This window comes from Mucilaginibacter segetis, assembly GCF_016522075.1.
In the GTDB taxonomy this organism is placed as follows: Bacteria; Bacteroidota; Bacteroidia; order Sphingobacteriales; family Sphingobacteriaceae; genus Mucilaginibacter; species Mucilaginibacter segetis.
On record NZ_JAEHFW010000001.1, the window covers coordinates 804641 to 828708 of the forward strand.

General features: G+C 44.8%; 19 protein-coding genes. 12 read left to right on the plus strand and 7 right to left on the minus strand.

Annotation, left to right across the window (positions count from 1 at the left end):
* Window positions 1-48: 48 nt before the first annotated feature.
* The 3 genes from I5M19_RS03795 to I5M19_RS03805 all read left to right on the plus strand — a co-directional run bounded on the left by I5M19_RS03795 (window position 49) and on the right by I5M19_RS03805 (window position 3293).
* Complete coding sequence (locus I5M19_RS03795; protein WP_214653018.1) at window positions 49-951, plus strand: metallophosphoesterase family protein; 903 nt, start codon at window positions 49-51, stop codon at window positions 949-951.
* 254 nt (window positions 952-1205) lie between these two features.
* On the plus strand, window positions 1206-2870 hold the full coding sequence (locus I5M19_RS03800) for a gliding motility-associated C-terminal domain-containing protein (protein ID WP_200064186.1): 1665 nt from the start codon (window positions 1206-1208) through the stop codon (window positions 2868-2870).
* Between the two features lie 69 nt (window positions 2871-2939).
* Entirely contained in the window at window positions 2940-3293 is a 354-nt protein-coding gene (locus tag I5M19_RS03805) for a hypothetical protein (RefSeq protein WP_200064187.1), read from the plus strand.
* 17 nt (window positions 3294-3310) lie between these two features.
* Here I5M19_RS03805 and I5M19_RS03810 read toward each other — a convergent pair whose 3' ends face one another.
* On the minus strand, window positions 3311-3682 hold the full coding sequence (locus tag I5M19_RS03810) for a VOC family protein (protein WP_200064188.1): 372 nt from the start codon (window positions 3680-3682) through the stop codon (window positions 3311-3313).
* A gap of 219 nt (window positions 3683-3901) precedes the next feature.
* Between I5M19_RS03810 and katG the strand changes: the two genes are divergently transcribed.
* On the plus strand, window positions 3902-6172 hold the full coding sequence (katG, locus tag I5M19_RS03815; RefSeq protein WP_200064189.1) for a catalase/peroxidase HPI: 2271 nt from the start codon (window positions 3902-3904) through the stop codon (window positions 6170-6172).
* 92 nt (window positions 6173-6264) lie between these two features.
* On the opposite strand, the gene I5M19_RS03820 is transcribed toward katG, so the two are convergent.
* Window positions 6265-6609, minus strand: coding sequence for a cupin domain-containing protein (locus I5M19_RS03820; RefSeq protein ID WP_200064190.1), 345 nt, complete (start codon window positions 6607-6609; stop codon window positions 6265-6267).
* A 92-nt stretch (window positions 6610-6701) separates the two neighbouring features.
* The gene (locus I5M19_RS03825) at window positions 6702-6890 is read right to left on the minus strand and encodes a hypothetical protein (protein WP_200064192.1); all 189 of its coding nucleotides are present in this window, start codon (window positions 6888-6890) and stop codon (window positions 6702-6704) included.
* 1 nt (window position 6891) lies between these two features.
* On the opposite strand from I5M19_RS03825, the gene I5M19_RS03830 reads away from it, so the two are divergent.
* From I5M19_RS03830 to I5M19_RS03840, 3 genes are all read left to right on the plus strand, one after another.
* Window positions 6892-7206: a hypothetical protein gene (locus I5M19_RS03830; RefSeq protein WP_214653019.1), complete on the plus strand. Its 315-nt coding sequence runs from the start codon at window positions 6892-6894 to the stop codon at window positions 7204-7206.
* A gap of 125 nt (window positions 7207-7331) precedes the next feature.
* On the plus strand, window positions 7332-9194 hold the full coding sequence (locus I5M19_RS03835; RefSeq protein WP_200064196.1) for a mechanosensitive ion channel family protein: 1863 nt from the start codon (window positions 7332-7334) through the stop codon (window positions 9192-9194).
* Between the two features lies 1 nt (window position 9195).
* Window positions 9196-10095 (plus strand): mechanosensitive ion channel family protein, encoded by a 900-nt coding sequence (locus I5M19_RS03840; protein ID WP_200064198.1) that lies wholly within the window; start codon window positions 9196-9198, stop codon window positions 10093-10095.
* 46 nt (window positions 10096-10141) lie between these two features.
* On the opposite strand, the gene I5M19_RS03845 is transcribed toward I5M19_RS03840, so the two are convergent.
* The 3 genes from I5M19_RS03845 to I5M19_RS03855 form a co-directional block, all read right to left on the minus strand.
* Window positions 10142-11152: a sulfite exporter TauE/SafE family protein gene (locus I5M19_RS03845; protein WP_200064200.1), complete on the minus strand. Its 1011-nt coding sequence runs from the start codon at window positions 11150-11152 to the stop codon at window positions 10142-10144.
* 105 nt (window positions 11153-11257) lie between these two features.
* The gene (locus I5M19_RS03850) at window positions 11258-12865 is read right to left on the minus strand and encodes an MFS transporter (protein WP_200064202.1); all 1608 of its coding nucleotides are present in this window, start codon (window positions 12863-12865) and stop codon (window positions 11258-11260) included.
* Window positions 12866-13134: 269 nt separating this feature from the next.
* The gene (locus tag I5M19_RS03855) at window positions 13135-13701 is read right to left on the minus strand and encodes a hypothetical protein (RefSeq protein ID WP_200064204.1); all 567 of its coding nucleotides are present in this window, start codon (window positions 13699-13701) and stop codon (window positions 13135-13137) included.
* 162 nt (window positions 13702-13863) lie between these two features.
* Here I5M19_RS03855 and I5M19_RS03860 point away from each other — a divergent pair, with 162 nt between their 5' ends.
* The 3 genes from I5M19_RS03860 to I5M19_RS03870 are packed head-to-tail and all read left to right on the plus strand — an operon-like array spanning window position 13864 to window position 17627.
* Window positions 13864-15192: an asparagine synthase-related protein gene (locus I5M19_RS03860; RefSeq protein WP_200064206.1), complete on the plus strand. Its 1329-nt coding sequence runs from the start codon at window positions 13864-13866 to the stop codon at window positions 15190-15192.
* Window positions 15185-16123: a hypothetical protein gene (locus tag I5M19_RS03865; protein WP_200064208.1), complete on the plus strand. Its 939-nt coding sequence runs from the start codon at window positions 15185-15187 to the stop codon at window positions 16121-16123. Before I5M19_RS03860 ends, I5M19_RS03865 begins: the two co-directional genes overlap by 8 nt.
* Window positions 16065-17627, plus strand: coding sequence for an NAD(P)/FAD-dependent oxidoreductase (locus I5M19_RS03870; protein WP_200064209.1), 1563 nt, complete (start codon window positions 16065-16067; stop codon window positions 17625-17627). Before I5M19_RS03865 ends, I5M19_RS03870 begins: the two co-directional genes overlap by 59 nt.
* Window positions 17628-17649: 22 nt before the next feature.
* Here the strand turns inward: I5M19_RS03870 and I5M19_RS03875 are convergent, their stop codons facing one another.
* Entirely contained in the window at window positions 17650-21213 is a 3564-nt protein-coding gene (locus tag I5M19_RS03875; protein WP_200064211.1) for a CRTAC1 family protein, read from the minus strand.
* Window positions 21214-21400: 187 nt separating this feature from the next.
* Here I5M19_RS03875 and I5M19_RS03880 point away from each other — a divergent pair, with 187 nt between their 5' ends.
* Window positions 21401-23197, plus strand: coding sequence for a CRTAC1 family protein (locus tag I5M19_RS03880; protein ID WP_200064213.1), 1797 nt, complete (start codon window positions 21401-21403; stop codon window positions 23195-23197).
* An 8-nt stretch (window positions 23198-23205) separates the two neighbouring features.
* Window positions 23206-24054 (plus strand): RnfABCDGE type electron transport complex subunit D, encoded by an 849-nt coding sequence (locus I5M19_RS03885; RefSeq protein ID WP_200064215.1) that lies wholly within the window; start codon window positions 23206-23208, stop codon window positions 24052-24054.
* The last annotated feature ends 14 nt before the right edge of the window (window positions 24055-24068 follow it).

Here is a 24068-nt window from a genome sequence, read left to right on the forward strand (position 1 = left end):
GCACGGAGCCACGTGGAGGCCTGCATGCTGCAAATACCTGATTCAAAAATGGAAAGACGATCCGCACTGAAGAACATAGGGGGCCTGTTTTTGGTCCCTGCCTTTGCCGGGCAAACTTTACAGGCAGCTAAGAAGCCTGTTTTACGGGTAGGGCATTTAACGGATATCCACCTTAAGGATGAATTTAGCGCCCCGGCACGGTTTACCAGTTGTTTGCAGCACATGCAGCAGCAAAGCCCCCGTGTTGATTTTATACTGAACGGCGGCGATGTGGTGTTTGATATGAATAAGGAGAACCTGGGCACCATCAGCAAACAATGGCAGTTGTATAATTCGGTAATGCAGGCGCAGTGCAGCCTGCCGGTAAAATATTGCCTGGGCAACCACGATATTTGGTGGAACGAGAACGACCGGGGCGAGGCGTTATACGGCAAGGAGTTTGCCATGAATCAGCTGGGCTTGCAGTCGCCTTATTACAGTTTTATACAAAACGGCTGGAAGTTTATTTTGCTGGACAGCGTGCACCTGGATATTGACGGTACGTGGTACATCGGTAAACTGGGCGAGGCGCAGTTCAGCTGGCTGGAAAACGAACTGAACAATACGGACAAGGATATGCCCGTGCTGGTGTTGTCGCACATTCCCATACTTACGGCTGCCAACCTTATTGAGGATGATATTGTGAACAAATGGGTGATGCTGGGCGGCGATATGCATACCGATACCGCTAAGATCATCAGCCTGTTTTATAAGCACCCCAACGTAAAGCTGTGCCTTAGCGGCCATATCCACCTGCGCGAAAAACTCATCTACAACAACGTAGCCTACATTTGCAACGGCGCGGTAAGCGGCGCCTGGTGGGAAGGTAACCGCCGCGAAACGGCACCGGGCTACGGCATCATCGACCTGTATGCCGATGGCAGCTTTAGCGAGGTATATATGAATTATTGAGGAAGTCGGGAAGACGGGAAGTCCGAAAGACCGAAAGTCAGGGAAGTCCAGAAGATGGAAATGATTTTATCTCTCTAATCAGTATATTTTAATTGAACTTCCATCTTCTTCGTTTTTGAAGCGGAGCCGTTTGCTTACAAAAAAGTTTATATTTGCTTGGGGCGACTGTATGGGGCTAAATAAACCGGCACCAAACTACTGCAATACAGCATACCCATGAATTATTAATACGGGTGTATGCGGACCAACACTAAATGAGGACCCTTAAAATTTTAGTACTGATGTTGCTGGCGGGGTTTAAGTGCTTCGCGCAGCTCAACGCGCCTAATATTGGTTTTGAGGACGGTACTTTTGACCATTGGTTATGCTCCACAGGTAAAATTGATACGGCGGGTAATATTGTGGTATTCCCGGGTGTGCCTGTCCCTACCATGTATACCGTGCTTGGCCCGGGGGATGCCCGTTTAGTAGATTATTACGGAAATTTTCCGGTATTAACACCCAATGGCAGTAAGCACTCCATCCGGCTGGGGAATATTGCTCATGGCAATACAGTTCAGCGTATCTCCTACACGCTTGATGTCCCGGCGGCGGCTACAAACAGCATTATTTTTAATTACGCGGTGATTTTAGAAAACCCCGGTCATTTACCTTATCAGCAACCTAAGTTTACCTTCCGCGTTTTTGACGTTACGGATAATACCTACCTGGATTGTCCCGCGTTTGACTTTAACACCTCTAATGAGTTGCCGGGGTTTAAGGTTAAAGATGACTCCGTTTTTTATAAAGACTGGTCTACCGCCACGGTTGATCTTAAAAATTACCGGGGTAAAACCGTGCGGTTGGAGTTTACGGTGAACCACTGTCCGTTCGGGCAGCACTTTGGTTATGTTTACCTGGATGTTGACGAGAGTGTCGACTCCTCTATTAATGGCAACGCGTATTGCAACGGGCAAAATACGGTTACGCTTAGCGCTCCGGCTGGGTTTGCGTCATACACCTGGTATGGCGATGATATGGCGGTACCTATAGATACGGGCCAAAATTTGCATATTACACCCGCCCCGCCGGATGGCGCAAAATATGCGGTGCGTATAACACCTTACAACGGGCTGGGCTGTATTGATACGCTGTACACCATAGTAAATAAAATAGATAACGGGTTTAAGCTGAATGTAGCAGATACATTAAGGGCCTGCCCCGGCTCGGCTGTCGATCTCACCGCACCCGCTGTTACTGCCGGCAGCAGCGCCGGAATGAAGCTGAGTTATTATACCGATTCGCTGGCAGCACATTACCTCGCCTATCCCGACAAGGTGTACACCCCCGGCGCGTACTACATTAAGGGAACAAATGCGGAGGGTTGCACCAACATAGTAAAGGTACAGGTAGATATAGCGTTGCCTGTAATTACGGTTACCGATCCGCCGGAGGTTACCTACCCGGAAACGGTGGACCTGTCGAAAACTTTTACCCCGCAGCCCGGAATTACCTATCGCTATTACAAAAACGCCGAAGCCACATCGCCTGTGGAGGATTACACCGCCGTAGTTAGAGGCGGTACGTATTATATTGAAGGCACCACCGCTGCCGGATGCAGTGTTATTGCAGCTGTGAATGTTAAAGTGAACGTGCCGCCATTTACCATAAATGCCCCAAATGTTTTTACACCCAATAATGACGGTATAAATGACAACTTTATGGTAGGCTTAAAGGGATATTTAAGTTTTATAAGCCTGAAAATATACAACCGTTACGGCATGCTGGTGTACACTGCCAAAACATCTGCGGAATTTTGGGATGGACGGTTTAATGGGCGGCAATTGCCTGCGGGTACTTATTACTGGGTGTTTGAAGGGGTTGACGAATATTACGACAAAAAGGTAACCAGGGCTGCATCCATCACCTTATTAAGGTAGGCAACTATTAAATTATTAATGTAAATAGTTAAATTTATAGCATTAAAGGTTGAAAAGCTAAACATCATTATGAAGGTAACGGCGGTTGTTGTTGGCTATCTTATTTTTGTATTAAGCGCTGTGGCATTGTTCAGGTTTACCGGGCAAAAGCCGCATGCTCCGGCTTCGGTTGGTTTCCAGGTGGTCACAGCCGTGTACGGTATATTTTTCTCGGTGTTAAGCGGGTTTGTGTTGCAGCTTATTGCCCGGTCGGGCACCATAGGGCTAAATGTTGTGCTTGCTATGGTGATAGCGGTTTTCGCGGCGTTCTCCATGTTCAAATCCGATGGCAGCACTTGGACACAGTGGCAGGCCATTGTGTTATTTGCACCATCGTCGGTTTTAGGTGGATATGTTTATTTGAACCGGAAAAAGAAAAGTTGAGATACTTTAAATTATTTTTAACCTAATCGCTGCTCTAACTGGAACACATTGCCTTCCGGGTCCTCGCCATCGCAGAACAAAGAGTTTATTCCCTCAAAAGATTTAACCTCACGCATTTGCGCGCCATTACTTAGCAGGTTGTTTCTCACTTGTTCCAGCGCATCGGTTAAAAACACCAGTTTGGTATTGTTTTCGGTTCCGGTTTCATATGCGTTTCCGGCTTTGTGCAGGGCTATTTCCAGGCTCCCGGCGTTTAAAACCACCCATTCGCCCTTTATCTCTTCAGTCACGGCCAGTCCGAAATTAGCGGTGTAAAAGGAGGTGAGCTTATCTACATTGTGCACGAACAAAATAATTCTACTCAGGATTAATGTTGTTGAAGCTTGCATTTATTTAGTTGCTGAATGTTTAAAGGTAGTATTTAAGATGTGTTTACATATGAATGTAGCAAGTTTGATACTTGTTGCAGAATGCTGGAAATTTAATAGTTATTGTTTAATATAAACGCGGATCCTCATAGGTTTTAACTATTGAAGTATAGAATTAATCGATTGTGATTATTTGATGTAATGTCCTAAATTTAGATTTTACAATAATAAACCGAGAAAATGGAAAACGAATCGAATGATATCAGCAAATGCCCGTTTCACAACGGCGCCATGAAAAATAATGTTGGCGGCGGCGGTACCCGTAACCGCGACTGGTGGCCTAATCAGTTAAAGCTTAGCATACTTCGGCAGAACCATCCATCCTCAAACCCGATGGATAAGGACTTTAATTATGCCGAAGCTTTTAAAAGTCTTGATCTGGCAGCTGTAAAAGCAGACCTGCATGCTTTAATGACCGACTCGCAGGACTGGTGGCCTGCCGATTTTGGTCATTACGGTGGTTTATTTATCCGCATGGCCTGGCACAGCGCAGGTACTTACCGCGTAACCGATGGTCGTGGCGGCGGCGGCGCAGGTTTACAGCGTTTTGCCCCGTTAAATAGCTGGCCTGATAACGTAAGTTTGGATAAGGCGCGCAGGTTACTTTGGCCTGTCAAACAAAAATATGGCCGCAATATTTCATGGGCCGATCTGATGATCCTGACTGGAAACGTAGCGCTGGAGTCCATGGGTTTTAAAACCTTTGGCTTTGCGGGCGGACGTGAGGATGTATGGGAACCGGATGAATCAGTATACTGGGGTGCTGAAAGAACATGGTTAGGCGGTGATATCCGTTATGCGCATGGTTCCGATGGTGTTGTAGAAGGGCACGGCGTGCTGGTATCTGACGACGATGCCGATGGTGACGTTCACTCCCGTAATTTGGAGAAACCTCTTGCTGCCGTGCAGATGGGGCTGATATATGTGAACCCGGAAGGGCCCGATGGAAACCCCGACCCGATCATGGCCGCTAAGGATATCCGCGATACCTTTGGCCGTATGGCCATGAATGATGAAGAAACCGTTGCCCTGATAGCCGGTGGTCACAGTTTTGGTAAAACCCACGGTGCCGCTACTGCGGATCACGTAGGTAAGGAACCCGAAGCTGCCGGGATTGAACAGCAGGGTTTTGGCTGGAGTAACAGCTATGGCTCTGGTAAAGGCGGCGATACTATTACCAGCGGACTGGAAGTAACCTGGACAAAAACGCCTACCCAATGGAGCAATAACTTTTTTGAGAATCTGTTCGGTTTTGAATGGGAACTAACCAAAAGCCCTGGAGGCGCTCACCAATGGGTAGCCAAAAATGCCGAAGAATTTATTCCTGATGCGTTTGATGCTAATAAGAAACGCAGGCCAACCATGCTTACTACCGATCTTGCCTTAAGGTTTGATCCGGCGTACGAGAAAATATCAAGGAAGTTTTTAGAAGATCACGAAGCGTTTTCGGATGCGTTTGCACGTGCCTGGTATAAATTAACCCACCGCGATATGGGGCCGGTGGCCCGTTATCTTGGACCGGAAGTGCCGCAGGAAGAATTGCTTTGGCAGGATCCTATCCCGGCGGTTGATCATCCATTAGTTGATGATAATGATATTACAGGCTTAAAAGCGAAAGTACTGCAATCAGGTTTAAGTGTAGCTGAGTTGGTTTCTACTGCATGGGCATCGGCCTCTACCTTCCGCGGATCCGATAAACGTGGCGGCGCCAATGGTGCACGCGTTCGCCTGGCCCCGCAAAGATATTGGCGGGTGAATAATCCCGTACAACTACAAAAGACTTTAGGGGTATTGGAAGGCATCCAAACGGAATTTAACTCCGCCCGGGCAGACGGTAAAAAGATATCACTTGCAGATCTGATCGTACTGGCGGGTTGCGCGGCGGTTGAAAAAGCTGCTAATGACGCCCGCCATAGCATCACGGTACCTTTTACCCCCGGCCGTATGGATGCCTCACAGGAAAAAACCGATGTGGAATCATTTGGTTACCTGGAGCCCCTTGCAGATGGTTTCCGTAATTACCGCAAATCAAAAATGCAGGTATCTACCGAAGAATTGCTGATAGATAAGGCGCAATTACTTACACTTACCGCACCGGAATTAACTGTGCTGGTAGGGGGCATGCGGGCACTGGATACCAACTTTGACGGTTCCAAACACGGTGTTTTCACTTCGCGGCCCGGCTTGCTCACCAATGATTTTTTTGTGAATCTGCTGGATATGAATACAGCATGGAAGGCTTTAGGTGAGGACAGGGAAATTTATGAAGGCAGCGACCGTGCTACAGGACAGGTGAAATGGACCGGTACCCGTGCCGACCTGGTGTTTGGCTCAAATTCAGAATTAAGAGCCATAGCCGAGGTTTACGCGAGCGCGGATGGAGGTGATAAATTTGTGAAAGATTTTGTTGCCGCCTGGGATAAAGTAATGAATTTAGATAAGTTCGACTAAGCCCGTACAATAGCTATAAAATAAAAAGTCCCCTGAGCATTTCGCCGGGGGATTTTTTATTTATTGTTATATCGAGTAGCAGCAAAACTTACTCAACGCTCTATCCGCACAGTTTGCATGGCAGTGAGTTCTATGGTGATGTTTACCGAGCGCCCACCTTTTGGCCTTGTACGATGCGGTATGTTTTTAGGCACGGTGATCATTTGTCCCGGCTGTAATTCCAGTGTTTGCCCGTCGGTATCCAGCAATAAAGTGCCTTCTACCACCAGGAAGGTTTCGTCAGAGTTTGGGTGATAGTGCCAGTAAAAATCTTCCGTCATCACGCCCATCCTTACTACGTGATCGTTCACTTCGGATAAAGCAAAATTAGCATAATGTTCGGTTACATGTGCGGCACGTGTGCCGAGGTCAATAATGTCATTGGAAGAAAGGCTCATAGGAATAATATATGTTGGTGAACACTTACTGCTACTTGTTGTTTAAATATTAGAGTCGGCTTAATTGCCGTATCATAAATACCAAATAAGTATTAAACCACCAATAAAATGAAATTAAAAATTAGTGTAGTAATAATGATGCTTGCGTTAGGTTTTTTTTCCTGCAAGAGTAAAACCTCCGGATCTGCATAAACACAGGATGATACCACAGGAACAACAATTGCGGAAACATCAGCTGACACCGTTTCAACCGACACTGCCGCCATAATTAGGCCCGACATGATGGCAAAGCTGCAAGGCAAATGGAAAGAAACGGAATATCCCTTTCGCTGGGTAGAATTTAAAGATTCTACTGTTAAATTCACTGAAGAGGGTGTAGCAAAAAAGCCGGAATTCGAAAAATTCAAACTATCCGCAAAATGCCCTTTTGATGTGAACAATATAAAGGAGCTGAAGCCGGGAGATGTTTTTATTGTGATGGACAGAAACCAAACTTGTCAGAAAATAGACGTTAGTGATGATACGCTAACTTTTAGCGGTTTTAGTACGAATACGAATAAAGATTATGCTATAGTGTATAAAAAGGTAAGCCAATAAGCAGTTGCCGGATTTATCTGTTTTACTCCCCTGCGGTTTAAATTTTATGCTGAGATATGTTGATATTGCCAGAATATTAAATAGCTTCATCAATTGTTTATTTTTGAAGTAAAAAATTACTTGCTATGAAGCCGTTCCTGATACTATTATTTTGGCTAACCTTTACAGGCGTAATACCCTGTATAGCCCAAAAAAAGGACACCCTTAATGCCCAACAGGATTCAGTTTTGCATGCGCAGCTTAATGATCAGTTTAATCTGGTACAACGCCTCTCTGCAGAGCGCCTGGCCGATTCATTAAAAAAAGTAGAGTTAGAAAAACAGGTTGCCGGACTTACCAGTACCGACAGACTGCAGAAGGAAGCACTGATCAAAGAACTGGCTGCAATTAAGGATCGCGACTCCATACGCAGGGTACGCCAGCAGCAACAGGTAGATTCCCTGCGCCATTTTGTTAAGGGATATCCGGTGGTTCCTTTTCTTGATACCCTGTTTTACGTTTATACCCGGCAGGGGAGTTTCCTTCCGAAGGACAGGGCTGTTGCGGTAAGCAAAAGGATACATAATTTGGGCGGCACGTATGATTTTAAAGCAGATTCTGTAAAACTGGTCCCCGCTGATCAGTCAATCGATTTGTTTTATAAGGATGTTTTATTGCTTTCCGTTTCTGAACAGGATGCACTTTGGGCAGGCACCAGCCGCGATAGTCTTGCTGCAAAATATAAACGGCAAATTGTTAACGCTGTTACTGTTTATCAAAAGGAAACTAACTGGCAAACATTACTAAAACAGGGTTTACTGGCACTGCTGGTTATTGCGGTGGTTTGGCTGCTTATATACGGAATTAACCGTTTGTTTAAATTGATAGTTATACGTACTTCTACCGAGGAAGCCTGGTACAGCAGGGGTATACGTATCAAAAATTATGAATTACTGAACGCTGCAAGACAGGTACAGGTATTGCATGGTTTGTTTACCGTTATAAAATGGCTGGTGATAATACTGGTTATTTACCTGGCACTGCCGGTACTGTTCGGGATATTCCCTTTTACCCGGGATATTTCCAATCTGTTGCTTGGCTATATCATGAGCCCTTTAAAAAAGATCGCTTTAGCAGTTTGGCACTACATCCCTAACCTGATCACCATTCTTATAGTGGTGGTTATTTTCCGGTACGTACTCAAATTTATCCGTTTTATAAAAAACGAGATCAGCAGTAACCGGCTTACCATACCCGGCTTTTACGCGGATTGGGCGAATCCTACTTATCAGATAGTTAGGGTGCTGATACTGGCATTTATGCTGGTAGTGATCTTCCCTTACATGCCGGGGTCAAATTCCGGGATATTTAAAGGTGTATCGGTATTTATAGGGGTGTTGTTCACTTTTGGCTCGGCAGGTGCGCTGGGTAATGTGGTAGCGGGGCTGGTACTTACCTATATGCGTGCCTTTAAGATCGGTGACCGGGTAAAGATAGGTGAGGTTACAGGCGATATTATAGGAAAATCGTTACTGGTAACCCGCATACGCACCATTCAGAATGAGGTGATCTCGATCCCTAACTCCAACGTGATGAATAACCATACTTTAAATTACAGCAGCGAGGCGCCGCTGAACGGTTTAATAGTACACACAACGGTTACCATAGGCTACGATGTACCCTGGCGACAGGTACACCAATTGCTGATTGACGCGGCACTGGCAACAGATATGGTTGAAAAAACACCAGAACCTTATGTGCTGCAAACCAGTTTGGATGATTATTATGTAAGCTATCGTATTAACGCCTTTACCAAGGAACCGAACAGGCAGGCAAAGATCTATTCGTCGCTGCATGCCAATATTCAGGATAAATTCAATGAAGCAGGTGTAGAGATCATGTCGCCTCATTACAAGGCACTCAGAGATGGTAATCCCACCACTATACCATCAGATTACCTGCCTGAAGATTATACGGCACCCGGTTTTAATATTAAAAACAAGGAATAACATGGAGCAGCAGCTAAAGGAATTTCTTTTTAACCCCACCATAGGCAAAATAGTAACCCTGCTTGTAGGAACGGCCATTATATGGGTAATAATTAAATCGCTCCAAAAAAACCTGTTTTCAAGGATCAAAAGCAACGAGAATAGCTATAAGGCAAAAAAGCTGAGCAATTTTATCGGCTACCTGTTAACACTGGTATTAATTACGGTGATCTATAGCGATAAGCTTGGCGGCCTTACCATTGCTTTAGGGGTGGCGGGGGCCGGTATAGCCTTTGCCCTGCAAGAGGTTATTGCATCCTTTGCGGGCTGGCTGATGATCATGTTTGGTGGTTTTTACAAAACCGGAGACCGGGTACAGTTGGGCGGTATTAAAGGAGATGTGATGGATATAGGCGTTTTGCGTACCACCATAATGGAAACCGGCCAGTGGGTAGAGGGCGATCTGTATAACGGCCGCATAGTACTCATAGCTAATAGTTTTGTGTTTAAAGAGCCGGTATTTAATTATTCCGGCGATTTTCCCTTTTTGTGGGATGAGATAAAGGTACACGTACAGTATGGCAGCGATTATGACCAAGTAAGATCGATTTTACTGGCCGCAGGCAATTCCGTAGCTGGTGACCTTACAGAGCTGCTTCAGGCCAAATGGAACCAACTGCAAAACAAATATCGCCTGGAAGAGGCACAAACCGCCCCCATGGTATCGCTCGTTGCAAGTGATAGCTGTGTGGACTTTACGCTGCGTTATGTAGTGAACTATAAAAAACGCCGGTTTACCAAAACAGCATTATTTACACAAATACTAAAAGCAGTTGATAACAGCGACGGTAAGGTCCGTTTTGCATCAGCAACATTTGAATTGGTAAGCGCGCCTGAATTACAGGTAAATCTTAATAAATAGTTAATGCCCCGAAAGGCATTCGCGCTTACCCTGATCTTGCAGTTCCTTAATCATCAGCATTAACTTCCGATAGCTGATCCGGAACATTGAGTGGCGTTTTGTTACGTAGGGTGAGCAGGAAAAATACGATCATCCCGATGAGGAACCCACCTGCCGAAAACCACAGTAATCTGCCGGATGGCTTAATGATAAATATAGCCCCCACAAATTGAATTAGTATAACAGCACATAAAAAATTAACGATATGCAAGCGTTTAGCCTTGCTTACTACCAGCGCGCCGAACGGTGCACCTAACATTACTACCGGAATGCATACCAGCCAGTAGTTATATACCACCGGGGCCACATCGGCAATAATAAATTGATGTAATAAAAAACCGATAATGGCATTAGAGGCCATTAACACTACAGAGGTAGGAGTGGCCACCTTTTCGGATAAATTATATTTCATGGTGATGAAGGCAAAGGTACAGATGTCTATACCGCTGCCAAATATGGCGCTCAGTATACCACCTATAAAACCAATGGCTATCAGTTCGGCCTGCTGGTAATGGCTCAGGTCGGGGAGCTGCTCGCATATATTACGGCGGCGATAGTAGTTAACTACAAATAAAGCGATGCCAAAGCTCAGCCAAAAAGATACGAACAGCATTTTAGCGTATGCAGGCGGTGTAAAAGGGGCTATGAAATAAGTGCTGAATATAATACCTGCCGTGGCGCCAATAAAAGCCAGTGTGAGGTAGGTTTTTTCGATACGGATCTTACGGGCAATTATCCATAAGGTAGCAGCCGTCATTCCGATACTTTGGATGGCCAGGCTAAAGTTACGGGCATCGGCAGGGTGAATTTTAAAAATGAGTGTCATTACCGGGAAGGCAACGGCGCCGCCACCCTCTGCGCTTCCACCGGCAACAAATGAACCGAATATCATGGTAATGCTCATAAAAAAATAATGATAGAATAGTTTCCAGCTATTGGTGACTATCATGTATATGGTCCAGGTAATATATACCGCAATTACAGGCATTGCGAAAATTTTTAAGGTTCTTGATCTCATATTTTTTTGTGCAACTTTTAGAGGTGCAGTTTTTAGGTTGATAGTTTACTTGATTTATCAGATGATGGTATAATACCAGCAAAATACGCGTGAAATGTTAATCTGTTAATTTTTTTCTTTTATTATCTCTACTGCCCGAAATTGTTCTTCAGTGATATCTTCCAGCTTGCGTTTTTGGGTTTCAACTCCGTATAAAGTTATTGCGATGGCAGCTAATATAAGGGGTATAGCACCAACTAAGGCAGTTACAGCGATTGACGGGGGAGCAATAGCCAAAACAACTACTGCAATTACCAATACCCCACCGAATTTGCTGAACCCAGCTATAAGGCCGCTTCCGCGCGAACGTACCCTTGTTGGATAAACTTCGGCGGCATAGGCAGATAGCACAGATATTACGGAACTGATTCCCCAAATAGGGATGATGAGTAAAATATAGAGCAATACACGATGGTGTATGATGGAGTTACCTGCGAATAAAAAGCCAAGCATTGATGCCGCCGTAAGTAATGTTAACAGTATAATGGTACGTTTACTGCTCCAAAAGCCATACATCCAGGCAATAACGAAGTTTAGCGGGAAACCAATAAGCGCCGCGTTTCGTAATAACTCAAACGAGCCGGCTTCTGAAAGGCCCATGTGCTGCAGGTTGGAGGGAATCCATAATTCAAACCCAAACTGTACAAAACCGCCCCCCAGTGCCAATAGCGCCATGGTGGCGGTAATTCCAAGAAACGGTGGCCGGAAAAGATGCCGGAACTTGTCTTTAATCTTTGGATCTGTAATTGTAGATGAGATGGTTTCCTTTACGGCAACCGCGCCAAAACGTTTCATTACGTCCTGCGCTTCCTTTAACCGCCCCTGATTTAGCAGATACCGGGGGGATTCGGGTATCCATCGGTTCAACAGGATAAGTATAAACCCTGTAGGAAAACCGATAAGCCAAAGTATACGCCATGAATAATGCGGAACCAGCCACGAAGCCAGGGAACTACTGATGATGTACGCTCCGGCTATATCGCCGCCCAAAAGTACCATGAGCCAGCCACGGTGCCTGGCCGGTATGCTTTCGGCCATAAGCGTAAACATAATGGGCAGCATACCGCCAACACCCCATCCCATAATAAGGCACATAACACAGTTCATCCAAAATGAAGGCATCGATCCGCATGAACTCGTTGCGATGAACGTAATTCCCGCCATAAGTATAGAGGCCTTTCTGCCTATTTTATCTCCCATCCATCCCCATAAAAAGGAACCTAAAACTGTGCCTGTAATACCTGACAGCGGCAGCAACGCAACGGGGATGCTGGCATGAGGGTTAACAGGCGACCGCAAGCCGTATTCCCTTGCAACTCCCGGCACTACAAAGGAAAGAATGGTAGGTTTCATCACATCAAGTGTAATAGCTATGGCCATTACAATTAATAATCCAACATGAGTAAGGTTAAGTGGTACATCATCCAGCGCGCGCACTTTAAGATCGTACCCGGTATGTTCTTTTTGGGTAGATGAAGGCACGAGGCTGTAGAGGGTTATAAATAGCCCCACAACCACCAAAAGCATACCCAAATTCATGGTGGTACTCATTTTCATGCCTACGAGCCTGTAACCCATGTCAGCAGCATTTATATACATGGGTAATTGCAGGGCTACCCCAACGGCAACTGCGGTAAAACCTATCCAGAAAGCGCCCTTACTTCTGAATATCATATTGTTATTGTTAAATATATTGCTAATGAATTCCATTATTTGTTTTTAGTTTTTCCTATAATTTGATAAGTAGCGTTTATTTATGAATAAAACATCAGGTTATACCTGACCAAAAGTTATCTTATATACCGGTACACCCACGCCTTATACTAAGGTATATCCAAAGAATAAAGCTGAGCGCATTTTCGCTTGTTTGCCCCGTTAATTATAGGCATCAGGGTAAAGCCAAAATAGGTATAGTCGGAAAATAGTGGGTTACAGATAAAGCATCAGCAACCGGCCTGCGGCGGCTGTTCGGGGATGTCGTTGTTCCTGAAGATTTGGTCATCATCGGTATGCCTCATCTTCAAAGGCGTATAAGAGTAATGTAGAGTGAACTCGTATGAAGATACGTCCAGCTTAAAATAACTCAGCATGCTCAATTTATTAAATGGAACACGCTGTTTTGACTGCACAGGCGGATGTTCCATATTCTCCGCATGTATGATATTCCTGCCGGATAATTTGGTGGTTTTGTAATTGGGTACGCATAACAGGTAAATGGCGTTATGTGTCATTTTCATACCCACGTAATTGTATGCGGCATCCGCAAAACGCACCTCGCCGGATAGCATCTCATAACCAGCCCAATCACTTACCCCCGGCATACTAACCGGAAGTCGTACTTCTGTCAGATCGTTGGCCTTGTATAAACCTTTACTGGTTTGGTGATTAAAAAACCTGTCGGACTTGTAAACCAGGTACTGATGCACGGCGATATCGCCCACCATATTTAGCAGGAACGCTCCCAGCAGGAACAACGCGATCAGTTTTTTAGGTTTACGATAGGTGAGCACGCTATAAAGTTCAATTATTGAAGTGACATTTCAAAGCCTCATTAACAGATTATTTTCGGAACCCTGAAAAATACAATATATTTGGCTGTAAACCGGTCTCCGCAATAATTGTGTCTTTAACCGGTGACCTTTTGAGCATATAAACATAATTAGACATTAAAAATGGACAATAATACAAAGCCCGTAACTGACTACGTAAGTCTGATAGATAACAGCAATAACATAATTTTTAATATGACGCCGGAAGAAGCCTCGGCGGCAGTAATTTCAGGCGATGCTGCAAGGGTGCGTGCCATTGACGGGCAATTTGCCATAGTGGAAAAGGTAGGCCAGCAGGTTTTTTTGGCGCGTTCCATAGGCAGGCCCATGCGCTACTTTTTGGCTAAACAGGTAGCAGGCCCTTTGCTTATTGTTGCTGAACGTATTGATGAGATATATGAGTTTCTGAAAACCCGGGGACTGCATACACAGTTTCATCCCTCTTATACCCGTATGGTTCCAGCACATTTTGTAGTGCGGTTAGAGGTGATAGGCTGCCCGGATCCTAATCCGGTTTATACCCGTTTTTTTGAACCAAAAAGAAACGTATTAACGGATGATATTAACGAAATAGGAAAAATATATATATCGGCACTGGCGAATGAATGCCAGAAATGGCTGCGATCAATCCCGGAAGATGAACCGATAGGCGTTTTGTTTTCGGGCGGGATAGATAGCGGATCGGTTTTTCTGGTGCTTTACCACCTGATGCTTAAAATGGGCATGTCGCCGCAGCGCTTAAAGGCCTTTACCCTTTCGGTAAATAACGGTACCGATGCACAGCAGGCACACCAGTTTTTAGATAAACTGGGTTTGTCGATGTTTTTAGAAGTGATAGATGTGCCGGAATCTGATATCGACTATAAAAAAGCCATCAAGGTAATTGAAGATTATAAACCGCGCGATCTGGAATCGGCAACTATGGCGGTAGCCTTATTTAACCAGGTACGCAAACTTTATCCGGAGTGGAAATACCTGGCTGATGGCGACGGCGGTGATGAAAACCTGAAAGACTATCCGATAGAAGAGAACACCGAGCTCACTATTCGCAGCGTTTTAAATAACACCATGCTTTACCAGGAGGGCTGGGGCGTTGATAAAATTAAGCACTCGCTTACCTATTCCGGCGGGCAAAGCAGGGGGCATGTACGTTCCTATGCCCCGGCAAAAATGTTTGGGTTTAGGGGATTTAGTCCGTACGCGCTGCCAAACGTTATTGAGGTTGCCGAAGGTATTCCGTTTATCCAGTTAACCAACTGGAGCGAAGAAGCATTGTACGCGCTGAAAGGCGAGATTGTACAGCGCGGTGTAAAAGCGGTAACAGGATTTGATATGCCGGTGTTTGAAAAGCGTCGTTTTCAGATGGGGGCGATACCCGAAGATACTTTTAACCAGATGTTCCCGCTGGACGAAACCGAATACCGGGCATATTTTAATTCGCTTTATGCATGATAACAGGGAAATTGAACAATTACGGCCAGCCAGAAATGTGCTGGACCCCGATGTTCCCTATCATTTTATGCACGAACACGAACCGGACCGGGAAGGAAGAACACGAAGGGTAAATACTATTTTTTTAACGGGCAAGGAGTGTGCTTTTAAGTGCCTGATGTGCGACCTGTGGAAGAACACCTTACCCGGCACTACACCGCCCGGAAGTATTTTAAAACAGATCGATCACTCGTTGGAGCGCTTGCCTGATGCCGATGTGGTTAAGCTGTATAACAGTAGTAATTTTTTTGATCCGAAGGCTGTACCGCCATCAGACTACGCCGGGATAGTGGAAAGGCTGCGCGGCTATGAGCGGGTAATTGTAGAAAATCACCCTAAATTATCAGGAAAAGCCTGTGTGGAATTTAACAAGCAGCTTAGCGGAACGCTGGAAATAGCGATGGGCCTGGAAACCATACACCCTGATGTTTTACCGAAGCTAAATAAACAAATGACGGCCGAAGATTTCAGGAGTGCAGCCAAATTTTTAACAAGTAACGGCATTGATGTCCGTACATTTATACTGCTTAACCCACCCTATTTAAAAGGTAAAACCGAGAATGTTAACTGGGCGGTAAAAGCGGTGGAGTTCGCTTTTGAGAGCGGTGCGCAGTGTTGCTCTGTTATTGCCACCAGGGCAGGTAATGGTATTATGGATAAACTCCATTTACAGGGGCTATACACCACGCCCGGGCTGGATGATCTGGAAGAGGCTTTTGAACGGTCGCTGAACCTTAAGCGGGGGCGGGTATTTGTTGATACCTGGGAGATCGATTTCCTTTCTTCGTGTCCGCATTGCTTTGAGGCCCGCAAACAGCGGCTAAATGCCATGAATGCCAACCAAAAAAATTATCCCGAGGTTTCCTGTAGTTATTGCGACACCCATGCCTGAAACTAATCATCATTATGATATCCTGATAGCCGGTGCCGGTTTTGCCGGCTCGCTTACAGCGCTTATTTTGCATAACGCGGGTTATAAGGTGGTTTTGGTTGAAAGGGGGCAGCACCCCCGTTTCGCGATAGGGGAATCATCTACCCCGGTGGCAGATATGATACTGCGCGATCTGTCGGTAAAGCATAACCTGCCGTGGTTGCAGCATTTTTCGCGCTATGGCAGTTGGCAATTATCCCACCCGGAAATTGTGTGCGGTCTTAAACGGGGTTTTAGCTTTTTTAAACATTTTCCTTATAAGGAGTTCAGTACGGATGATAGCCATACCAATGAATTACTGGTGGCTGCCAGTACGGACAATGTCCGATCGGACACTAACTGGCTGCGTGCCGATTTTGATGCTTTTTTAGTGAACAAGGTAAAAGAGAGTGGTATTACTTATTCTGACCTGACGGAAATAACATCGGCCATAAAAACTAAGCAATGGGAGTTCAAAACCCAAAAAGAGAACGCAACCAACACCATTGAAGCGCGATTTTTTATTGACGCCACCGGAAGCGGTAATTTATTAAATAATTTATTAGGCGTAAGCTCATCAGCGAGTGATTTTCTTACCAATTCGTTCGCTGTGTTCTCTCACTTCAACAATGTTCCGGAATGGAGCGGGATATTAAAAAAAGAGGGAATTTCTACGGATGATTTTCCGTATGATCCTGATAATTCTGCCGTGCATCATGTGATGGATGATGGCTGGATGTGGGTACTTCGTTTTAATGATAAACGTACGAGTATAGGAATTGTACTTGATGGGCACAAAAACGAACAAGGGCAGTGTTCAGCGGAAGGGGTGTGGAACAGCACTATTGATAAATACCCCGCCTTAAGTCAAATGTTGGCTAATGCTACGCTTACGTCAATTCCCGGTAACATTATCCAGACACCAAGAATGCAAAGAAAAACTGAAGCCTGCTGCGGGCCGGGTTGGGCCGTGTTGCCCAATACCGCCGGATTTGTAGACCCCTTGTTTAGTCCGGGTATTGCGCACTCGCTTTGCGGAGTGGAGAAATTAACTGACCGGCTTTGTAAATTCAGGAACGATCCAAATTGGGCTGACATAAACCTGAAGGACTACGAATATTCCATTTTTGAAGAACTGAAGCTGATAGATATGCTAATTGCCGGATGCTATTTATGCATTCCGCACTTTAAGCTTTTTAACGCCTGGAGCATGCTTTACTTTGCAGCAACTATAGCTTACGAACAAGGGCGTTTAAAAGGTGAAGCACCTGAATACTTCCTTAATGCCGGAGATGTATACATTACTACAATAGTAAATAAATCTTATGCTGATCTGTTGGCTATATTAAATTCCGGCCAACCCACTACAATTGAAATTGACACTTTTACTAACCTGATACGCGAAAGAATTAAGTTGGTTAACATTGCCGGACTATTAGATCCGTCTGCTAAAAATATGTACCGGCATACAACTGCAGCGTTGTAGTTGTATGCCGGAATACTTTATCTTACTTACTTATCACCGGGTTCACCTTTAAGGCATTTTTAAAATCCTGTGTGGTTACTTTGCGGGTATTGTATTTCTGCTGATATTCCCGGTGCTGCCTGTCTGCAGGGTAATTAACCCCTTTGCCATACGGATAGTCGGGCATTTTATGAAACGGTAGCGGAGCAACTGTTTGCCCGTATGAGGTGTTCATGTCGCCGTCTTTAACCCAGCCTTCGCTGTATATCAAAAAGTCGCGTTTCCAGCCTGCGGGTAACTTAGGTAATTTCAGCGCATCAAAATCAATGGTTACCTCATCGCCACCATCGGCAATAATGTATTGGTCGTCTGCTTGTTGCAATAAGGGTAATACATCGCCATAACGGGTATAATAGCCCGTAAGGTCTCTCCATTTTTGCCCTGCGGATGTTTTGTAATAATCGAACCATTCGGGCCCGTAAGGGCCGCCTTTCCGGTACGATGCGGAGTAGCCGCGGTAAGCCAGCTTTGCTGACGTCATTGTCATAGTGCTTATTTTTACCGGCGACTTTGCGTTGCCGGTTGTGAAGAACGCATTATCCCAATAGATCTGCATATTGGTTCTTATCCGTACACGCCTGTCGTTTTTGGTAAGGAATTTTCCGGACAGATCAGCAATAACCATTTTATCCCTTCCCATCGGGAAGCCCAGATCCTGAATTACCGTTTGCCATTGCCCCTTTTTATTGATCACCTGTAATGAGGGGAAATTCACCTTATACTTATCGGTTTGGGTAAGCTCGGTGTTAATGCTGGCATCGGTAGGGAAGATCCATCCTCTTAAAAATAAATGCAGGCTATCAGTTGTGGCTTTGCTCCCCAGATCAAGAATTAGATCATGACTATCCGCCACTCCCTGAAACTTACCTAATGAGAAATTAGAAACATATTGAAAATCGTACCGGCTCAGCTTTGGTAACAGATCGTGCCCCCTGCCATCGGTAGCGGAAACCGGCAGATATTTTTCAGCAGCGGTATATAATTTCATGCCCGGATAAGGAGGCGGTACAAAACGTTCGTCGGTATAAGTATCTATCGAGTCGGGATGATCTACGGCTAACATAGATACCTTGTCAAAGAAGATGGCCTCCCAAAGTTCTTCGGTTATTTTTATGGTGTAGCGGCCGTTTTGCGGTAGTAGTTTTTCGCCCGGTATCAGCAGGTATTCCTTTGACGGGCCGGAAAATGCGTGTATGGTATCGGTGCCCTTTACGGCCAAAGGCATGCCCAACGCACTTCGCCACATCATATCTTTTATAAATTCAAACTTCTTACCGTTCCAGGTGAACAGGAACGGACATGAACCTTTTAGCTGGCCCTGTTCAAGCAAACGTTGATCGCGAGCCGGGTTTACAATAGTTTGAGGCACGCCGTTGGGCCAAATTACGCGTACTGCATCCAGCTTGTTTCTATCGCCTACGCCAAATTCGGTAACGGGGCCGGTTACCGTTTTAACCTGATACAGGTCGCCTGCTTTTAACTCTACCCTTGCACCAATACCCAGGCGGTTGTTTTTGCTGTTGCCATAGGCCAGTCCGGTAAGTTCAACCTTCATGAAATAATTTCCATTACCGCCATCATTCCTTATGAGTTGTACGCCCTTTGGCCCTGATAAAAAGATATCCTCGTCACCATCGGCATTAAAGTCTACTATTTTAATATGCCGGGCAGGCATTGTATTTTGCGGTAACTGATCGGTAACATCACTAAAGCCTTTTTTTCCGTCGTTATGAAACAGGCGAAGCCCACCACCTGCGGCATTGCTATTTACACCAGCAACCAGCAGGTCTTTATGCCCGTCGTTATCAAAGTCAAAAAAGGCCGCATCGTTTACGGTTATCCCTTTAAGCGATTTATTTAAGGCATCAAACTGATGATCAGCAACAAACCCGTGATCTGTATTTTGGAGCAGGGTAGCGTTGCCATCAGCGCTGCCTGCAATAAACAGATCGAGTAGTCCGTCGTTGTTATAATCATCGCACACCACTACTTTGCCCTTATATTTCGGGTTATTTAATCCTGCTTTTTCGGTAATATCCATAAAGCTGGCGTGCCTGTTATTGTTAAGTAATTGCAGGCTTCCGTCTTCTTTCAGGGCAATGATGTCCATATCGCCGTCAGCATCCCAATCGCCCATAGCCATATCAAGCGTGCCGCGAGGGTCGCCCTTAAGGCCCATAGCGGCTGCGTTTTCGGTAAACGTACCGTCGCCGTTATTCCTGAAGAACTTGTTGCCACCTTTAGCAGCTACGTACAAGTCAAGATCACCGTCCTGATCCAGGTCGGCAAATAACATTTTGCGGGTATCGGCCGTACTGCTCAGGCCAATATTACCATCTATTTTGTGCAGGGTGCCGTCAGCCTGGTTTTTATAAATTACTATGCCTTTTGTTGTGGCTATAAAAAGATCGAGGTAACCGTCATTATCATAATCTACAAACGCGGCATCCAGATCCTGCCCGTCAAAATCGCTGGTACTGATGTCCTTGCTTTGGGTAAACGTGCCGGATTTGGTAATAAAAAGATGCCTTTGCGAAGATGAATTCCCGTCAGAAGAAAAGCTGGTGTACACATAAAAATTTCCTTCAGCATCATAATCGGCAACGCTTAATACCGATCGTTCAGCATTTACCGGTTTTTGAAGTGCCAGGCCGGTAACGGGCGAAGCATCGGCAAATCTTATTGTTTTATAAAGACTATCGCCCGACATGCCATTGCCCTGCGTTGCAGTTACATTTGTTGTAAAATTAGAAAGCCCGGCCATTAACTCGGTAACGCTGATATCATCCTTACCGGTAGAGTAGGCCACTGTGGTTTTCATTATTTCATGAAATCGTTTTAAGTCGGTCATCGCCACCGCAGGTTTGCCGGCCTGTAATAAGGAAAGCGCTTTTTGGTAAGATACCTCCGCGATAGCTGAAAAATCGGGCGCTATTTTTTTAACGCTTTCCAGAAAATAGCGAGCCGAGTCGGTTTTGTTATTGGCAGCATAAATTTCTGCCAGTTCTAATTGCGGTACAATATTGGCCGGAGCCAAAGCAGTTACCTTTAAAAGGTATTGCTTTTTTAATTGCAAATTGCTACCAGAAATTGCAGCCAGTTTGTAGTAAGCCTGAATGTTTTTTGGATCGGCGGTGATTATTTTTTTTAGCTCGGCCAAAGCTTTTTCGATGTTGCCCGCCCTGTCATAAGCTTCCGCTAAAATAAGTTCCAGATCCGTGTTTCCCGGGCTGATCTTTAACCCCGCTTCTGCACGTTCCTGAGCCGCGGTATAATTCTTTTGCAGCAAATGCAGGCGGCATAAAATAATGTAATTGGAAACATTATCAGGGTCTATCTTTATCGCTTTAACAAAAGAAGCCTCGGCCTCATTAAGCTGATTTTTGCCGATGTACTCCAACCCCAGTTCACGGGGGCTTGCTTTTGAGTTGTCGTCAGTATCATCATTGTTTTTTTGCTTACATCCGCCAACTGAAAGCAAAATAACAGCCAACGAAATTAACAATAGATTTAAACAGGTTTTTGAGGGCAAAGCTCTTGCTTGCATAGTAGTTTGGCGGCTAATCAGTTTATAATAAACACGAAGTTAGTAATTATATGATAGCAATAAAAGCAATGTAACAAGCGGCAATTGTTGTGTTATCGCTAAAAAGACAGCATAATTTTTTTTATGGCGCCCGAGATTTTTATATTTACACTTTATACGCTATAAACCAATTTATTCCTTTTATTAAATGAGCAGAAGAAAAAGCTTATACCAGCTAATTACTACTATTGTATTTATTGGTTTGCTTGTGAGCAGCGCGCTGTTTTCCAGGCAGCACTCGTTTCAGCAAAGCGGGAATAATTCTTTACAGGAAGCATCGGCCTTGAAAAAGTACGGTTTTTACCTTACGCCCGACAATGCCGAAGCAAATATTACCTTCAGGCACACCCCACCCGAACTTGATAAAAAATTAAATAAGATAGCTCCGCAGATAGCATCAATGGGTGCGGCTGTTTCCGTAGTGGATTTTGATAACGACGGATGGAACGATCTGTATTTTACCAATAGTGGTACAGGTAGTAAAAACGCGCTTTACCGCAATTTGCATAACGGAAAATTTCAGGATGTTGCAGCAGAAGTTGGCCTGGCCGACCTTAATACTAAGGGTACAGGCAGTTCAATGGGTGCCATTTGGGGCGATTATGATAATGACGGCTTTACAGATATGTTGCTTTACAAATGGGGACAACCTGAATTGTTTCATAACATTAACGGTAAAAAATTTGAGCGTGTAACCGATAGCGGCTTGCCGGATTGGATAAACACGAATTCGGCCATCTGGTTCGATTTTAATAACGACGGATTACTTGATCTTTTTATAGGCGGATATTATAAACCGGAATTTAAGCTGAGCGAGCTGAACACCACTAAGATTATGCCCGAGAGTTTCCGTTATGCCAACAACGGCGGCCGTAACTATCTTTTGCTAAACACCGGAAACGGTAAGTTTAAGGATGTTACTGTTGAATACGGATTAACTTCTACCAAGTGGACACTTGCCGCAGGTGCCGCTGATTTTACAGGTGACGGTTACCCGGAATTGTATGTGGCCGACGATTATAATGTGGATGAATTTTACATTAACCAGGGCGGTAAAAAGTTTGTGGAAATGGGTAAACAGGCTGGTGTGGGCTTTACCCCTAAAAGCGGCATGAATACCTCTTTTGGCGATATCGGCAATGATGGTATGCTGGGTGTTTATACCACAAACATAACCGAAAAAGGAATTTTGATACAGGGCAATAATTACTGGCAGCCACAAAGCGACAAGATGGAGCAACCCAAATTTGTTAATTTAGGGCAGCTATCGGGTATTGAAAATGCAGGCTGGAGTTACGGCGCGCAGTTTGGTGATCTTAATAACGATGGGTACATGGATTTGTATGTGGCGAATGGTTTTATTTCAGGCAAAAAAAACACCTCCTATTGGTACGATTATTCAAAGGTTACGGGTGGCAACAGCAGCATTATAGGTGACGCTGATAACTGGCCGGATATGCAGGGAAAAAGCCAATCGGGATATGAGCAGAACAAGATATGGCTTAATAACAGCGACGGGTTATTTGAAGATGTATCTGATGAAACCTGCCCGCCGGCAACATATGACAGCCGTTCTGTAGTGGTAGCCGACCTGTGGAACAGGGGAGTGCTGGATGTGGTTGTGGCCAACCAGAATAATGTGCCGCTTATTTATAAAAACCATGTGGAGGGCGGTAACCACTGGGTAGATTTCGACCTGCACGGTACAGCAAGCAATGCAAGTGCCGTTGGCGCTAAAGTAGTGCTGGAATGGAATGGGAAAAAGCAGGTACAGATAGTGACTGGCGGGATAGGTTTTTCGTCGCAAAACCAACACAGGCTCCATTTTGGTATTGGTAAAAATACTAAAGTTGACCGTGTAACTATTTACTGGCCTTCGGGACGGGTTGACCATATTGAAAACCCAGGAATTGATAAACTACACCTGATTAACGAGAAAAAATAATACGCCTGATGCAAGAATCTAAAATACAATTACCGTTAAAAGCCGATACGCTATCTTTTTGGACCAAAGACTATTTTAAGTATGTACCACCTGCTTTTCTCACCCTGATACTGCTCATCGGTCAGTTAAGTTTTGGTATACTGGATACTTACCTGAATATAATTGCATCGGTATGTACAGCCATAATAGCCGAACTTATATTGGGCCGCCTGTTATTTGGGGTATGGAAAAATCCCGCCAGTGCTTATATCTCCGGCATTAGCGTAGGGATATTGATACGATCAAACATGGTGTGGCCCTATGTGGTTACCGCCCTGATCTCCATTATGTCGAAATATATACTGCGTTATAAGGGCCGCCATTTATGGAACCCGTCAAACTTCGGGGTATCGTGGATGTTGTTGATGGCTCCGCTGAGCGTGGCAGGCCTTAGTATACAATGGGGGAGTAATTTTTTGCCCTTAGCCGTAATATGGATATTGGGTTTAGTAATTGTTAACCGGGCAAAACGGCTGCATGTTACGCTTACGTATGTTATAAGCTTTGTTGTTTTAGCTTATGTACGAAGTCTTATTACAGGTGATACCTTCCTTTCGGAAGTGTCGCCGCTTACCGGGCCGATGTATCAGCTGTTTGTGTTTTTTATGATCACTGACCCGCCAACGGCCGTGTCTACTAAAAGAGGGCGGATACTGGTAGCCATATTAGTTGCAGTTGTTGAGTTTTTTTTACGGTTAGATAGCTTTATTTACGCGCCTTTTTATGCCTTGTGCCTGGTTGGGCCCTTATCAAAATTTATTGATATGAAGATGCAGGCAAAAAAGCAGGTGATAATAACACAGCCAAAAAACGCATAGAATTTATCGTATTA